The following is a 16681-nucleotide window of genomic DNA, read 5'->3' as shown; positions in this document are numbered from 1 at the left end:
CAAGAGAACGAAGAATCATCTACTTTTGCACTGGAAAGAAATACATTAAATAAGAATATATGAAAAAGTTTTGGATTACATTGGCTGCCTGTTTCGGCTTGGCTTCGACCGCCGAAGTGATGGCATGTACGGGTTTGTTGGTCGGGAAGAAGGCTTCGGTTGACGGCTCGGTGATGATCAGTTATGCTGCTGACTCATACACTCTTTATGGTGAGTTATATCATTGGCCGGCAGCTGTCTGGCCGGAAGGAGCAATGCTTGATATCAATGAATGGGATACAGGTAAACATTTAGGACAAATTCCACAGGTGCGTCAGACTTACTCGGTGGTAGGTAATATGAATGAACATCAGGTGGCAATTACAGAAAGTACTTTTGGCGGACGGCCAGAACTGGTCGATACAACAGGTATTATGGATTATGGAAGCCTGATTTACATCGCTCTACAACGTTCGAAGTCAGCGCGTGAAGCAATTCAGGTAATGACGGATCTGGTTGCCAAGTATGGTTATTACAGTAGTGGTGAATCATTTTCTATAGCAGATAAGAATGAAGCCTGGATTATGGAGATGATTGGAAAAGGTACGGGCAATAAAGGTGCTGTCTGGGTTGCTATCCGCATTCCGGATGATTGCATTGCTGCCCATGCGAACCAGTCCCGCATTCAGCAAATCCCATTTGATGATAAGGGAAACTGCATGTATTCACCTGATGTAGTTTCATTTGCTCGTGAGAAAGGTTACTTCAGCGGAAAGGATAAGGATTTCAGCTTTGCGAAAGCATATTGTCCGTATGATTTCAGTTCACTTCGTATCTGTGAAGCCCGTGTATGGTCATTCTTTAACAAGTACAACAAAGATATGGGCAAGTATCTTAACTTCGCTAAAGGAGATGTCAATGCAGAACCGATGCCTTTATATATCAAACCGGACAGAAAACTGTCGGTTTCAGATGTGCGTGACATGATGCGTGATCATTATGAAGGTACGGAATTGGATATGACTAACGATCCGGGAGCAGGTCCGTTTAAGGCTCCGTATCGTTTCCGTCCACTTACTTATAAAGTAGATGGCGAAACTTATACCAATGAACGTCCAATCTCTACACAGCAAACGGGTTTTGTCATCGTTCCACAAATGCGTAGCTGGCTTCCCGATGCAATCGGTGGTGTTCTTTGGTTTGCTGTTGACGATGCCAATACGACAGTCTTTACGCCGATCTATTGTTCTTCTACGGATGTTCCTGAGTGTTATCGCCAGGGAAACGGTAGTATGATGCAGTTCTCGTGGACATCGGCTTTCTGGATTCGTAACTGGGTGGCTAATATGGTATATGGTCGTTATAACCAGATGATCGGAGATGTCCGTAAGGTGCAGTCAGAATTGGAAAACGGTTATTTAGAAATGCAACCGGCTATTGATAAGGCTGCTTCTGAACTTTATCAGAAAGATCAGAAAGAAGCCGTTAAGTTCCTGACTTGGTACAGCACTTCGACTGCTGATGAGTCTGTTGCCCGCTGGAAGAAATTAGGAGAATTCCTGATTGTGAAATATTCAGACGGAGTGGTTCGTAAAGAGAAAGACGGAAAGTTCCTTGATAACGGTTATGGGCAGGGAGCGGCTCCAGATTCTCCGGGTTACAGTGAAGAATTTTACCGGGCTATCGTTAAATCGGCTGGAGAACGTTTGAAAGTAAAATAAAATCCGTATCTTGGCGTCATTATTCATTAAAATGACAGGAATATGAAAAAGTTATTTCTCTTACTAAGCATGATTTGTCTGAGTTTGACTGCATTTGCTCAGACAGATAAAGGTCGTTCTTCGATTGGCTTTAATTTAGGGTATGCTTTCGACAGCGAACAGGCCACATTAGGATTGGATTATCGTTATTGCCTGACTGACGAGGTCCGGTTGAATCCAGGCTTGACTTATTTGGTAAAGAATCACGGCTTGAGTGCCTTTATGATTGATGTCAATGCGCATTATGTGTTTAAGTTAAGCAGTATGTTCGGATTCTATCCGTTGGCCGGTGTCAGCATGTCGTTCTGGAACTGGGAAGGTCCGCATGATGGTGTTACCCGTTTTGGTGCGAATATCGGTTTGGGTGGAGAAGTTTACGCAACACCTGAGTTTTCATTAGGATTGGAAGCCAAATACAATATCATCAAGGATCTGGATCAAGCCATGATAGCACTTCGTGCTGCTTATTGTTTCTGATGTATAAAAATACTATCAATAAAAAAGGGAGCCGAAAAGCTCCCTTTTTTATTGAGATCAGTATCAGTCCATCTTCAGCAGATCGCTTTCCGTCAGATATTCCATGTTCTGACGGCGAATTACTTCACGCGCTGCTTCACGGTTGTTAGTCCGCAGTATCAGTATGGATTTATCTTTGATAGAAAAACAGTACATATATTCGATACTCAGTCCGGCTTTTGTGAAAGCCTGGAGTGTCTGGGCGAATCCAGCAGCTTCTGAGTGGGTAACAATAGCCAAAACGTCCGTCAGGTTGGCACTTACGTTATTGTCTTTGAAGATTTGGAATGCCCGTTGCGGGTCGTTCACGATGATGCGGAGAATACCATATTCTGAGGTATCAGCTACGGTAGCAGCAATAATCCGGATCTTGGCTTCGGCCAGTAACATCAGTATTTCAGACAACTTGCCGTATTTGTTCTCCAGAAAGATTGATATTTGATTGACTGTCATAACGGATATTATTTAAAGTTTAACAAATAATGAGTTAACACAATTTTCTCAAATCTTTTACTCTGACGGCTTTTCCGCCTTCAGGTGCAGGCAGTGAACCTTTTCCAACCAGTCTGACACGTGGTGTCAGCAGCAGTTCATCCTTCAGCTGGCGGGTTACTTCTTTTGCCAAACGCTCCAATGCGCTGTAATCATCCGTAAACAAGTCACTCAGTTCAACTTCAATCAGCATTTCATCGTTGTAACCCACTGTTTCGATTGTGATCAGGTAATTGCTTCCCAGTTCCTTGAAGTTCATCAGAATCTTTTCGATCTGAATCGGGAAGATATTGACTCCTTTCAGAATGATCATATCATCACTTCTGCCGACGAAGCGAGCCAGGCGGCGGTGTGTTCTGCCACAAGGACATTCGCCCGGAATAAAACGGGTCAGGTCTCGTGTGCGGTAACGCAACAGCGGCATTGCCTCGCGGTTGATTGTAGTCAATACCAGTTCGCCGATTTCGCCTTCCGGAACGGGTTCAAGCGTAGTCGGGTTAATGATTTCGGGGATGACATAATCTTCCCAGATATGAAGACCGTTTTGTTCCGGACATTCGAAGGCCACACCCGGACCATTCATTTCCGACATACCAAAACAGTTGTAGGCTTTGACGCCCAATAACTGTTCGATGCGTTTCCGCTGTTCTTCAGAGTGCGGCTCGGCTCCGATACATACCGTATGAAGTTTGGTATCCCGGCGCGGATCAATGCCCATTTCATACATCACTTCAGCCAGGCGGGTTGCATAGCTCGGAATGATGTGCAGGCAAGTTGTCCCGAAGTCAGTAATGAACTTGATCTGTCGTTTGGTGTTTCCTGCTGCCGCTGGAACTGTGAGGGCGCCCAACCGTTCGGCTCCGTACTGGAATCCCAGTCCGCCTGTAAACATACCGTAGCCGGAAGTGTTCTGGAAAACATCTGTATCCCGAAGACCGACCATGTACATACAACGGGCTACCTGATTGGCCCATTGATCCAGATCTCGGGCAGAATGCAGTACCACTGTCGGATTTCCGGTAGTACCACTGGATGAATGGATGCGGACACATTTCTGAATAGGTATGGCGGCCATGCCGAATGGATAATGTGTACGCAGATCGTTCTTGGTGGTAAAAGGAATTTTCTGCAGGTCATCCAATGTCTGGATAGAGTCGGGGGTTAGTCCGTTCTTCTCAAATACTTCTTTATAAAATGGAGAATTGACCGCAAGTTTTACGGTCTCTTTCAGACGTTTCAGCTGAAGTTCTTGCAGCTGTTCGCGTCCCATCGTCTCGATGTCTTTTTGCCAGTATTCCATGTATGTGATTATTTATATATTTTATAGTTCAGGTAATTTCCACGGTGCTCTGTAATGAGCTTTCGACAAAGCCGTTGCTTCTTCGTCGTTGATGAAAAGATGCTTTTCGTCGTCCCATCTGACTTCCCGGCCGACACGGCAGGAAATGTTGGCCAGGTGAGCCATCTTGGCTACGCGGGCACCAATGGCGATATCAGCGTGTGGAAGTTCCCGGCTTTTTATACAAGACAGCATGTTGCCGACGTGGTTGTATAAACCTTTCCCTTCTCCTTTTTTGAAAGGAACGGCTTCCATGCGTGCATCTTTTCCTACGACAACAGGGATAACTTCCCATCCGGCGCGGTCAAGCACGAGTGTGCCGTTTTCTCCATAGAAAGCCAGTCCTTCACGCCGGTCATATAAGCCGTGATTGATACCACAGGCATGATCCCAGATAATGTTGAATTCCTTGTATGAATAGGTTGCCATCAGTGTGTCGGGCGTTTCCATGGCATCATTGGGATAAGCGAACTTGCCTCCGCTGCCGTACACGTGACTGGGCAGATCGGCATTCATTCCTTCCAACGCATAATCCAGTAAATGTACGCCCCAGTCAGACATCAGTCCGCCGGCATAATCCCAGAAAAAGCGGAAGTTATAGTGGAAGCGATACGGATTAAATGGCCGCTTGGGCGCCGGACCAAGCCACATGTCGTAATCTACGCCGGCAGGAGGCGGGCAATCTGGTTTGACAGGCAAGGTCGGTTTCCCGTCTTGATACGCCCATACTTTCACTGTCCGGATGCGTCCGATGCCACCTTGTTTCATAAAGTTGGCTGCTTCGTCCCAATGAGGATCGCTGCGTTGCCACTGGCCGACTTGTACGATGCGGTTGTATTTGCGGGCAGCCTTGACCATCAGATCACATTCCTCGATGGTATTGGCAAGCGGTTTCTCAACGTAGACATCTTTTCCTGCCTGGCAGGCTTCAATGGTCGGCAGGCAGTGCCAGTGGTCGGGAGTTCCGACGATTACAAGATCTATATCCTTATTGTCAATTACTTTTCGCCAGTCTTTATAAAGATTGGGAACTTTCTTTCCTGTTTTCTTCTCAACGTCGGCGGCTCTTTTCTGCAACCACTCGTCATCTACGTCACAGAGGGCAACACATTCCACTTCCGGATATTGAAGAAAAGTACTTAAGTCTGCAAATCCCATGCTTCTGCAGCCAATAAGAGCTACTTTTACCTTATTGCTGGGAGCTGCTGCTCCGTATATAGATGAGTAGGATGAACCGATAATAGGCCCTAAGCCAAGGCCTACAGCCGATAAGGCTGTTTTCTGTAAAAAGTTTCGTCTGTTCATGGTAATAGTAAAAAGTGTTTATTACGTTGCAATGTTACAAAAAATAATTCTACTTTGATATGGATTTGTCATAAAATCGTGAATTCCTCTTTTCTTTTCGGAATAACGATGTTTTTCGTCGGATGAAAAGCCGGTTATTAGAATCGGAATGTTACCTTTGTACTGGGGAAGAAAGAAAAAGAAAAGAAATGCAGCAAATAGAAGTAGACAATCTGAAATGGTATGTTTTGTATACGGCTCCGCGGGCTGAGAAGCAGGTGGAAAATCGGATCCGCGGAATGGGTGTGATTTGCTGGCTTCCTTTGCACAAGTCTCCTCGAGCCTGGTCTGACCGGGTGAAGATTGTGGAGATGCCTTTGTTTCCTTCCTATATATTTGTGAAAAGCCGAGAAGCTGATCTGTACAACTTGTTGCGCATTCCCGGCGTTTCACGTATCGTATATTATAATGGTAAGCCTGCAGTTGTCCGTGAAAAAGAGCTGGATACCATTCGTGCTTTCTTGGAAGAAGCAGCCAATCACCCGCTGGTGGAAGGTGAAGAGGCTGAGATTGTCTGTGGCGTGATGAAGCATGTTTCCGGAAAAATCCGCCGCATCCGCAAGAAGTACCTGCTGCTTTACCTGGCGCAGCTGGGTGCTCATGTATGCGTATCGCTCGAGAAAGTCTATCCCGTCAATCGGCTTCTGTAGTTCCGGCTATGCGGTAAATATAGTCTAAGTCCGTATGGCTGCGCACCCAGTCGGCCAATTTATCGTATTGTTCTTCCTTGAAACGGGCATAATCAAACGACGAAGAAGCCTTTGCCGTATCGAAACCCGCTGCCAGGCTGTCCAACACTTCTGGATTATCTAAGATGCCGTGCAGATAACTTCCCCAGCAATGGTCGTTCAGGTAATAACCATCCAGTCGGCCGTCTTCCAATAATGCAACAGGCCGTGCCGGTGCATCGCCGATAGTCTCGGTTTTTCCCATATGGATTTCATACCCTTTACACGACAGAACCGGCTGTTTTCCTTTCATTTCCTGCAGGAAGGCAAAATGGCTTTGCTTGGTTACCTTTTCCTGTTCAATGGTGGTTACCTGTGGCAGCAGTCCGAGTCCGGGAACAGCCTTCAGGTTTCCTTCTATTCCTTCCGGGTCTTCCAGGCGTGCGCCCATCATCTGATACCCGCCGCAGATGCCGATTACCTTTTTCCCGTTCTTGTAAGCTCTGACGATGGCGTCGGCGGCTCCGTTGGCCCGGATACTTTGCAGGTCGGCCAGGGTGTTTTTGGTACCGGGAAGCAAGATGATATCCGCTTTCTCTATTTCCTCTACATTATTCGTATAATACGCATTAAAGCGGCTGTCCATTTCCAGTACATCGAAGTCGGTAAAGTTCGACATCCGTTTGAGCAGGATGATGGCCACGTTGATTTTCCCGTTCTGATAAGTATTGTTCTTTGTCTCGAGTACGACCGAGTCTTCTTCTTCTATCTTGATATTCTGGAAATAAGGGATAATACCTACAACGGGAATCCCGGTCAGTTCCTGAATGATTTTCCTTCCCTCGTCAAATAAGGAAACATCTCCTCTGAACTTATTGATGAGGATGCCCTTTATCAGTTTCTTTTCTTCCGGTCGGAGCAAGGCAATGCTTCCGTAGACCGAGGCAAACACGCCGCCACGGTCTATATCGGCCACCAGATAGGTATCGGCCTGCGCATACATGGCCATCCGCATGTTGGTGATATCGCGGTCGCGCAGATTCACTTCCGAGATGCTTCCGGCTCCTTCCAGCACAATCGGGTTGTAGCGGCTTTTCAACCGTTCGAAAGCTGCCTGAGCCTCTTTGAACAAGTCTTCTTTTTGCTGCTTCATGCCGAAATAATCCCGAGCCGACATGTTTCCGATCGGGCGACCGTTCAGAATCACCTGCGAACCTTTGTCGCTGGTTGGTTTCAGCAGCACCGGGTTCATGTCGGTGTGCGGCTTTATTCCGCAAGCTTCGGCCTGAACAACCTGAGCCCGTCCCATTTCGCCTCCTTCGGGAGTTGAGAACGAATTGAGCGACATGTTCTGCGCTTTAAAAGGGGCAGGAGAGTAACCATCTTGTTTGAAGATACGGCAGAAGGCAGCGTTAATCACACTTTTACCGGCGTCAGAGCAGGTTCCGACAAACATAATGGGCTTTAATATCTTATTTTTCATGAGTCAATTCTTATTAAGCGGAGACAAACCTACAAAAACTTTGGAAAAGAAACAGCCTGCGGTGGACAAATTTGTGTAAAAACAGGCAGTTATTTGTCTGTTTGCGGCAGGAAATTCTTGCAGATCCGGTAGTCAATTCTTTAGTTCACGGCGTGAACTAAGTAATCCACGGCGTGAACTAAGTAATTCACGACGTGAACTAAGTAATCCGCGCCGTGAACTAAAGAATAAGTAGTGAGTATTACATTTATATATAATCTGTTTCAGAAAATACCTTGTGTGAAGAAAATTTATTCTGCAGAGCAAACTTTTCTACGCTATTGCATGAAAAAAGAAAAAGCCTTATATTTGCATGGTCTAAAAAAAGAAGAGCGATATAAAGTTTTTATTATCATTAATATAATAAATTAGCGATTATGATTTATTCACAAGAAGTTCAACACATGTGTGTTGTTAAAAAGGGCGCTAATCACCCTTGCGCTCCGATTCCAGAAGAAGGAAAATGGGTTAGAGCAACTCAGATCTCAGACATTTCAGGTTTGACTCACGGTATCGGTTGGTGTGCTCCAAAGCAGGGTGCATGTAAACTGACTCTGAACATCAAAGAAGGAATCATTCAGGAAGCTTTGGTTGAAACAATCGGTTGCTCAGGTATGACTCACTCTGCTGCCATGGCATCAGAAATTCTGCCGGGTAAGACATTGTTGGAAGCTTTGAATACAGACTTGGTTTGTGATGCAATCAATACAGCAATGCGTGAATTGTTCTTACAGATCGTTTACGGTCGTACACAATCTGCATTCTCAGAAGGCGGTTTGGTAATCGGTGCATCGTTGGAAGACTTAGGAAAAGGTTTGCGCAGCCAGGTTGGTACTATGTTCGGAACATTGGCAAAAGGAACTCGTTACCTGGAAATGGCTGAAGGTTATTGTACTCGTATGGCTTTGGATGCTAACGACGAAGTAATCGGTTACGAATTCGTACACCTGGGAAAATTCATGGATATGGTTAAGAAAGGCATGGATGCCAATGAAGCTTTGGAAAAAGCAAAAGGTTCTTATGGCCGCTTCAAAGATGCCGTAAAATATATCGATCCTCGTAATGAATAAGAAAACATTAACACGTATCCTCATCGGGCTGATTATACTGACGGCCGTAGGTTTCACAATTGCCTATTTCGTCTTGAAAGGTGAGAGACCTTGGTTGGCCTTCTTTGTAGCTTGTTGTGGCGGCGTGCTTGTTTTCAATTTTCTGATTTCATTATTTTTCGTAAACAAGAATTTTAAAAAGTAAAACAATATGGCTTTATTTGAAAGTTACGACCGCAGAATCGATCATATCAATGCGGTTTTGAAAGAATACGGTATCAATGGCATCGAAGACGCAAAAGAAATTTGCGCAGCTAAAGGTCTTGACCCATATACAATGTGTAAAGAAACTCAGCCTATCTGCTTCGAAAACGCATGTTGGGCTTATGTAGTTGGTGCAGCTATCGCTATCAAGAAAGGATGCACAAGCGCTGCTGATGCTGCTGAAGCAATCGGTATCGGTTTGCAGGCATTCTGTATTAAGGGTTCTGTAGCTGATGACCGTAAAGTTGGTTTAGGTCACGGTAATTTGGCAGCTCGTCTGTTGCGCGAAGAAACAAAATGTTTCGCATTCTTGGCAGGTCACGAATCATTCGCTGCAGCTGAAGGTGCTATCAAGATTGCAGAAATGGCTAACAAAGTACGTAAGACTCCGTTGCGCGTTATCTTGAACGGTCTGGGAAAAGATGCAGCTAAGATCATTTCTCGTATCAATGGCTTTACATATGTTCAGACTCAGTTCGACTATATGACTGGCGAAGTAAACGTAGTTGAAGAAATTCCTTATTCAACTGGTTTGCGTTCAAAAGTAAAATGCTATGGAGCTGACGATGTTCGTGAAGGTGTAGCTATCATGTGGAAAGAAGACGTTGATGTTTCTATCACAGGTAACTCTACAAACCCGACACGTTTCCAGCACCCGGTAGCAGGTACTTACAAGAAAGAACGTGTATTGGCTGGTAAGCCTTACTTCTCAGTAGCTTCAGGTGGTGGTACAGGTCGTACTTTACATCCGGATAACATGGCTGCTGGTCCTGCATCTTATGGTATGACAGATACAATGGGTCGTATGCACTCAGATGCTCAGTTCGCTGGTTCTTCATCAGTTCCTGCACACGTAGAAATGATGGGCTTCTTAGGAATGGGTAACAACCCGATGGTAGGTGCTACAGTAGCAGTAGCCGTTGCTGTAGAAGAAGCAATGAAGAAGTAATATAAGTTATTTCTGATATATAAACTCCTGTAATCGTTATGATTGCAGGAGTTTTTTTGTTTGGTGTAATTTATATTTATGGATGCTCTAATAGTCTCATCGTTGGTTATTATGTCTTATTAAGTAAGAAGAAAAATAAGGCTATGATAACCTAAAATCTGGTTTCTCCAAAGGCTATTGCAGTCCAGCATAAAGCAAGTCAATTATCACTTGTTAGGCTCAATAAAAGTGATTTTTGCAGCCCATTTGCAGCCCAATTTGCCATTTTCAAAAATGGGCTGCAAAAACTTATATAATCAGCTATATTACAATGAGATATACTCCATTTTACAATCATTTTAATATGGAAAAACATTGTACGATGGTTTACTTCACATTGAGAGAAAGTAAGCAAAACAAGAAAGGTTTATCACCTATTGAAGTTTCTATCTCCACTAACGGAAAAAGAATCTATTTCAGCACAGGCAAATATGCACGTTCAACAGACTGGAATAGGGAAAAACAGTTAGTAAAAGGTAAGAGTGAAGAAGCTCAATTAGTAAATAGCTATCTTACACAGCTAAGAAACAAAATATACCAGAAAGAAATAGAGCTACTTCAAATGGGCTACCTAATTACAGCAGAGCTACTAAAAGAAGCTGTTACAGACAAAGTAGAAGCATTGAACGAAAAAAGTCTGTTTGAAGTCTTTGCAGAGCATAACAGAGAACAGGAAAAGCTGGTTGGTAACGGAGTTTCTAAAGCAACCTTCTGGATTTCCGTTTATACGGTAAGACTGCTCAAAGAGTTTGTTCAACAGAAATACAAACGAGAAGATTTATACCTGCGTGAACTGAATTTGAATTTTATTCAATCCTTTCATTCATTCCTGAGAATAGATAAGGGGATGGCTCAAAATTCATCTACCAAACACTTAAAGCTACTTAAAAAGATAATTAACCTAGCAGTAGCTAACTCATACATGACTACCAATCCGTTCATTACTTATAAGATAGAACGTGAACCTGTGGAAATAGATTTCTTGGATGAAGAAGAATTGAGAAAGATTATCAACTTTGATACTCCATTGCCCAGACTAGAACGAGCAAAAGACATGTTTCTCTTTGGATGTTTCACAGGACTCAGCTACATTGACATCAAAACCTTAGCACCAGAACATTTTGAAAAGGACAATACAGGTAGAATTTGGATTAAGAAACGTAGAGTTAAGACAGGAGTTCTATCACGCATTCCTCTACTCCCTATTGCCAAACTGATATTGGATAAATACAAAGGTGGAGAGAAATTACTTCCTATCCAAGACCCTGCGGATATAAACAAATACCTAAAGGATATAGCTATTTTATGTGGCATTAAGAAGCGGATCACATTTCACACAAGCCGTCACACATTCGCTAGTACCGTTACTTTAGCTAATAATATCTCACTGGAAGTCGTTTCTAAAATGCTTGGTCATACTAATACCAGAATGACTACCCATTATGCCAAACTAATAGATAAGTGCATAGGAGAGCAGATGGATAAGCTCATGGATACATTTACTGGAGATTCCAACTACTAAACCTTACAAATTACGATTATCCCACTTGTGGTTATTGTGAGTGGGATTTTCTTTTTTAATTTTGCTCCAAACTAAAACATCATGGAAAAGCTAAAGGAAAACTATATAAATATTGATACTCGTTTGGAATACATGGAAGCCATAGCAGTCAAATTTGTTCCAGACGTAGACATAGACCTATCTACAGGAGAACAATATATCTGTGGTACTACCGCCTTACCTATATTTATAAGAAGATATAATCTGAATAAACTATATGGTAACTTCACATACGAAGATTATATAACCAATGAGGATATACAAAATACTTTGAAAGGTTTAGGAGTTGATATAGATAAATTCTGGTTTCTGCTTCTGTTCGTCTTTGATTATACTTGTGGAACGTGCTTGGATGGAATGAAAGCTACTGGCATAGGAATAGAACAGCTCACCAAATTCGCCAAAGCCATAGCTGACAACCATAAGGAGATTAACCAATTTGGAGTAAGTTTTAAAAAGCCTATCACAGTCTCTGTGAAAGTGGAGGGCAAGCATCAGATAGTAGTTGATAATGAAAATGCCATAGGATATTTGGCTGCTACCATTGCCAATAACTTAAAGGATATGGAGCAGCACCCTTGGATGCAGAGCCAGCAAGTCTGCATAAGTACCCACGCAGAAGAAAAGGAATCCGTTCAGATATACCTATTCTATAAGATGTTCAATGACTTCTTCAATTTAGAGCCATATAACAAGCAGTTTAATGTCAGACAAAAGAAAGGAAGTGCCATATCACTTAGTAAAACATTACTCATATCAAGGCTTATCCACTTCACCAAGCTGTCCACTAATAAGAATTTCTCAGAAGATGAATTTACCTTAAAAGGCTATATCAAGCAATATAAAGACAAAAGAATTGATACAGCGAATAGCATATACTTCTAATAAACTTCTGATAATTAATACAGTCCTGCTTCATACCATTAAGAGAGTACATGAAAGCAGGACTTTTTTTCTCTCTTTTAATCCTACCATTATATCCCATCTTTGCAGCGTCAAAACGATAACGGACGAGCTACCAATTAAGAGGGGAAGTAAAACCACTCATTAATTTCTCTCTTTTAATCAGCCCAGAAGCAAGTAGTTTTGCAGCGTAATCAGAAAGCCAAGTGTACATAGGTTTGAGGATTACACAGAACATTTTAATAACAATTAAAAATAAACGAATATGACAACATTAAATGTAAATACTGTAGAAATGGTAAACAACAGTGTAGAATCAAATAACGCAATTATGGGTAACATAGAAGAACTGACTAAAGTCTTTGAGCAGGAAGAGAAAGAACTGAACCGCCTTGTAAAAGGCAACAGAAACGAAGCTGTAATAGCAGCACAACAGAAAGTCGTTGATGAAGCCAAAAACCAAATGGAACAGGCAAAGGAGTTTGAAAGAATATCTAAGGAGAAAGCTGTCAACAGTTCTTTCACATTCTCTGTAGTGGATGATGAAACAGGTGCAAGAACAGAACAACAAAAGAAGATAGCATTTGTAAAGAACAACAGACCTGTAAGCTCTAAGAAAGTGGACGGTTTTATAGCCTTGATAGCCGCCAATAAATATGACAAGGCTTTCCCCATTATTGTAATGGAAGCGTCCAAACTGATTGAAGAAGGTTATACTGTAACGGACATCAATGGAAAGGAACTGACTAAGGAAGAAGCCAAAGACTACTTCGTTATCCTAGATGGGCAGCATAGAAGTACAGCATTCGCCAAACTGATTGCAACAGGGAAATATCAGAATTTGATTCCAAATGTTCACGTTAGGGATATTGAGAATGTTGGTGAATACTTGGTTGATATTAATAATGTAGGCACCAGTTGGGATAAAAAAGACAGATTGGTTGTAGCTTCTTTGACTTCTAATAATGAACTATTCCAAAATGTAGCAAAATTGCTAAACGAAGGGTTCAATCCAACCACAGCTATGTTGATTTACACAGGTAAAAGTCTATCTGACAAACAGGTAAACAATGTGTTACAAGGAGGAGAATTTATACTTCCCAAAGATGCAAAGGTTGACATTGAAAGAGGAAACAAGTTCATCAACTTATGCAAAGCAGCCAAGATGGATGTTTCTTTCATCACTAAACGTTACTTCATCAAAGGCTTCAACAGTCATGCCATATCTATAAGTGAAGAACAGGCATTTAAAGCTCTTGACAATCTAAAATACAAGAACTACAAAGAAGATAAGTGGAAAGGGGTTAAATCAGAGAATGATTTCATTAAGATATTGAAAGAAGCTCTGGAAGCATAAAGTACCAACTGCAAAGCCCATACGGCAGGTGGGCTTTCTCTCCCCAACTTCTTAGACATTCTGAATAGTCCAAAGTCTGGTTTTTAAATGTGTGGTCTTATCATTAGTTCCCCACTCATGGAATTATTATCTTTACAGTACTACAAGTAGATAATCCCACCATATAGATGAGCGGACTACAAACTATTCAGAATATCTAAAATGGAAGAACTTACTTATGAACAGATAAGGGCTAAGGCTCTTAAACAAGGAGTAAAAGATAACAGAGTTCATATTGGATTGTGGGCTAATATTAATAACTACCTAAAGACAAGGAGAAAGAAAAATGGAAAGGTTACTACCTATTATATCTCATTGCAGAAGTTGGCTTACTGACAAGATAAAATTTGAAGCAGAGAGATTCATATTGTTAAATTTGGGAGGTGTGCTTATTCACTTTTTACCCCGTGCCTAAACACCCCATCTCTACACTCCTACACTACAATCCAATAAGACCCATGCAATGTCCTAAAGGACACCGCACAGGTAATCTGTAAGCTGGAAGTGACTAAAATCAATGATATGTGGATTTATAACAACAATTCTTATGACAAGCTGAGCGAACTTAGAAAATCCAACAGGTTAAGTTCCTCTAAAATGAGATTCTTATTAAAGACCAACCAAATTATTTTAATTAAACATATTGAGCGATTGCCTTATGGAGCTACCATTCAAGAAATATACAGTAATGAGCAATAATCTGATTCAGAAATTGGGTTGTGCTGATGTTTACAGGACATACGTGTTACTACTGACAACAGACAAATATACATTGACTACTGACACCACGATAGACCAACTTGCATCATTCGTTGGTGATAAACCTGCCAACTATAATGGTGGTAAGAATTCCAAAACATTCAATGATAAGTTAAGAGCCACAGGGGAAGTTGCCATACAGAATAAGGACAGTGGCAGGAATGACAGGACTTGGACTGATTATATATTCTCTCCAGTCAGCTTTGGGCATTACAGAAGAATTGACAGAGAGTTCTACGATTCATATAACAATACTTTGGATTTAAAACTCAGAGGATTCATCCTTAAACTGTTCTGTGTAGCAGCTCCCCACAGCCATACTATTACCTTATCTGTTAGAAAACTGAAAGAACTAATTCACATGGGACATGGTACTATCTCCAACTATATAGAGCAACTAAGGGATATGGACTTATTGGATGAAGTTGGAGATTCAATCATTTTAAAAGCCAAAGGTCTTATAATAGACCTACCCAAAGATAAATATGTGGAGGAAGTGAAAGCAGTCTTTGAACACATGATAGCATTTAACGAGAGCAGAGGAAACCCCATTTCAAGAGAGTGCATGATTTATAAGAAGTACAAGGAGAATAACTTTGAGGGAGTTAAAAATATGCACGCTCTTATGAAATCATTATCAAGTGGATTGGTAGGTAGGAAGCAGGAGGTAAAGGGCAAGGAGGAACTTCCAGATTTATACCTATGAATCAGCCAAGCAATCATCAATAAGCGTAGCATTGGCAGTGTTTCTAATTCTAAAGAGTTATACACGAGACACTTCTATCCACATAAACGCCCCCTCATAGCTCTAAAATAAAAAAGAATGCTTTAATGATGCAGTCTGATAGCTGACTGAAATAAGCATTCTTATTAATTCAAGAACAGGCACGATGCACTATTACCATAGCCAATTAACATTTTACTATTACTCTTAACTTCCTTTGAAAGAATCTTTAGGGAAAGACATAGGACAGCCTAAGATGCAAGCGAAGAAATTCACTTGTGTTTTAGGCTTGTTCCTATTAAATCCATTCAATCAATAATCATTTAATTCAATTACATTATGAGAGATTTAGTAATTATGCCAGCTATGGCGCAGCGTAGAGAATCATTAAACATGGGTGAATTTGCAGAAGATGCTATTATTGTGGAAGAAACAAGCGCACCCAAGAGAGTGAACCATTTCATTGAAGCCAATACACAGGAGGTAACCTTGCAGCACCTACAACAAGACTGCATCATTCCAAGTTTTGCATCAATGGAAGAAACAATCAGTCATCAGTCCTTTATAGGTGTAGTAGTAGATGCAGCTAAAGATTACTTTCATGGGGAACAGTTTGATATACCAGAGATTAGAATTTCACATCCCATTAATGGAAGAATCCCAAGTGCTTTAGGTAAGAAAGCTTCTGAACTGACAGATGAAGAGAAAACTTTATTCTATCAGAGAATGTGCTTCTGCTTTGAAATTCCATCCATTGTACATGATGAATATGGTAATCGTCTGGCTTTATCCATTGGTGGAGTAAGGGCATATAACGAGATTAATCTATATAGTAAGAAATCTGTGGAGAAATTTAAAATTTTCATAGGATTTCGTAATCGTGTGTGCTCAAATTTAATGCTTACTACTGACGGCTTGCAGGATAAGATAGAAGTCCTAAACGTACAGGAACTATATGCAGCTGCGTTGAATCTGTTCCATGCCTACAACCCATCTAAAGATTTGCACCTACTAAGGACATTAGGGCAGATGTCAATCTCCACAAGTGAGTTCTGTCAAATAATAGGCAGGATGAGGTTATATCAAGCTCTTACACCCAACCAACAGAAACGATTACCTCGTCTATTATTAGGAGACAGTCAGATTAATGCGGCTTGCAGAGCATTCGTTTCTGATGTAAATTTCAAGAGTACAGGAGACAGCATTACAGGTTGGCAGTTGCTTAACTTACTAAATGGTTCAGTGAAGTCAAGTTACATAGATAACTTTTTGGAGAGGAATCTTAACTGTACAGAGTTTGTACAAGGCATCCAACGTGCGAAATTAGGAGATAGTGAATACGCTTGGTTCTTGGGCTGAGTGGATTGTTGATTGATAGAGGAAAGGGCAGCTATTCAGTTAGTTGTCCTTTCTTTAT

14 protein-coding genes are annotated in these 16681 nt (G+C 41.7%); 10 read left to right on the top strand and 4 right to left on the bottom strand.

Annotation, left to right across the window (positions count from 1 at the left end):
* Positions 1 to 59 precede the first annotated feature (59 nt).
* Positions 60 to 1700, top strand: a complete 1641-nt coding sequence (locus NEE14_RS03980; RefSeq protein WP_251966542.1) for a dipeptidase — start codon at positions 60 to 62, stop codon at positions 1698 to 1700.
* 42 nt (positions 1701 to 1742) lie between these two features.
* Positions 1743 to 2216 (top strand): outer membrane beta-barrel protein, encoded by a 474-nt coding sequence (locus tag NEE14_RS03975; protein ID WP_251966541.1) that lies wholly within the window; start codon positions 1743 to 1745, stop codon positions 2214 to 2216.
* Positions 2217 to 2279: 63 nt separating this feature from the next.
* Here NEE14_RS03975 and NEE14_RS03970 read toward each other — a convergent pair whose 3' ends face one another.
* Genes NEE14_RS03970 through NEE14_RS03960 form a run of 3 tightly spaced genes read right to left on the bottom strand, consistent with a single transcriptional unit; the run spans position 2280 to position 5391 of the window.
* Positions 2280 to 2708, bottom strand: coding sequence for an acetolactate synthase (locus NEE14_RS03970; RefSeq protein ID WP_251966540.1), 429 nt, complete (start codon positions 2706 to 2708; stop codon positions 2280 to 2282).
* Between the two features lie 34 nt (positions 2709 to 2742).
* Entirely contained in the window at positions 2743 to 4047 is a 1305-nt protein-coding gene (locus NEE14_RS03965; RefSeq protein ID WP_251966539.1) for a phenylacetate--CoA ligase family protein, read from the bottom strand.
* Positions 4048 to 4068: 21 nt separating this feature from the next.
* Positions 4069 to 5391, bottom strand: a complete 1323-nt coding sequence (locus NEE14_RS03960) for a Gfo/Idh/MocA family protein (protein ID WP_251966538.1) — start codon at positions 5389 to 5391, stop codon at positions 4069 to 4071.
* 188 nt (positions 5392 to 5579) lie between these two features.
* Here NEE14_RS03960 and NEE14_RS03955 point away from each other — a divergent pair, with 188 nt between their 5' ends.
* On the top strand, positions 5580 to 6080 hold the full coding sequence (locus NEE14_RS03955) for a UpxY family transcription antiterminator (protein WP_251966537.1): 501 nt from the start codon (positions 5580 to 5582) through the stop codon (positions 6078 to 6080).
* Here the strand turns inward: NEE14_RS03955 and NEE14_RS03950 are convergent.
* Positions 6064 to 7581 (bottom strand): cobyric acid synthase, encoded by a 1518-nt coding sequence (locus NEE14_RS03950; RefSeq protein ID WP_251966536.1) that lies wholly within the window; start codon positions 7579 to 7581, stop codon positions 6064 to 6066. The two genes, NEE14_RS03955 and NEE14_RS03950, sit on opposite strands and share 17 nt — an antisense overlap.
* Before the next feature lie 416 nt (positions 7582 to 7997).
* Here NEE14_RS03950 and NEE14_RS03945 point away from each other — a divergent pair, with 416 nt between their 5' ends.
* The 7 genes from NEE14_RS03945 to NEE14_RS03915 all read left to right on the top strand — a co-directional run bounded on the left by NEE14_RS03945 (position 7998) and on the right by NEE14_RS03915 (position 16623).
* Positions 7998 to 8690: an iron-sulfur cluster assembly scaffold protein gene (locus NEE14_RS03945; RefSeq protein ID WP_251966535.1), complete on the top strand. Its 693-nt coding sequence runs from the start codon at positions 7998 to 8000 to the stop codon at positions 8688 to 8690.
* Between the two features lie 190 nt (positions 8691 to 8880).
* The gene (locus tag NEE14_RS03940) at positions 8881 to 9882 is read left to right on the top strand and encodes a GGGtGRT protein (protein WP_251966534.1); all 1002 of its coding nucleotides are present in this window, start codon (positions 8881 to 8883) and stop codon (positions 9880 to 9882) included.
* Positions 9883 to 10225: 343 nt separating this feature from the next.
* Positions 10226 to 11443, top strand: a complete 1218-nt coding sequence (locus tag NEE14_RS03935; RefSeq protein WP_251966533.1) for a site-specific integrase — start codon at positions 10226 to 10228, stop codon at positions 11441 to 11443.
* Positions 11444 to 11524: 81 nt separating this feature from the next.
* On the top strand, positions 11525 to 12367 hold the full coding sequence (locus tag NEE14_RS03930; RefSeq protein ID WP_251966532.1) for a hypothetical protein: 843 nt from the start codon (positions 11525 to 11527) through the stop codon (positions 12365 to 12367).
* A gap of 283 nt (positions 12368 to 12650) precedes the next feature.
* Positions 12651 to 13742, top strand: coding sequence for a hypothetical protein (locus tag NEE14_RS03925; RefSeq protein WP_251966531.1), 1092 nt, complete (start codon positions 12651 to 12653; stop codon positions 13740 to 13742).
* 697 nt (positions 13743 to 14439) lie between these two features.
* The gene (locus NEE14_RS03920; RefSeq protein WP_251966530.1) at positions 14440 to 15246 is read left to right on the top strand and encodes a hypothetical protein; all 807 of its coding nucleotides are present in this window, start codon (positions 14440 to 14442) and stop codon (positions 15244 to 15246) included.
* Positions 15247 to 15603: 357 nt separating this feature from the next.
* Entirely contained in the window at positions 15604 to 16623 is a 1020-nt protein-coding gene (locus tag NEE14_RS03915; RefSeq protein WP_251966529.1) for a DUF3871 family protein, read from the top strand.
* Positions 16624 to 16681 lie beyond the last annotated feature (58 nt).

This window comes from Parabacteroides sp. AD58 (assembly GCF_023744375.2).
GTDB lineage: Bacteria > Bacteroidota > Bacteroidia > Bacteroidales > Tannerellaceae > Parabacteroides > Parabacteroides absconsus.
The sequence above is the reverse complement of the archived record's forward strand: the minus strand, read 5'-3'. Positions and strand labels throughout refer to the sequence as shown.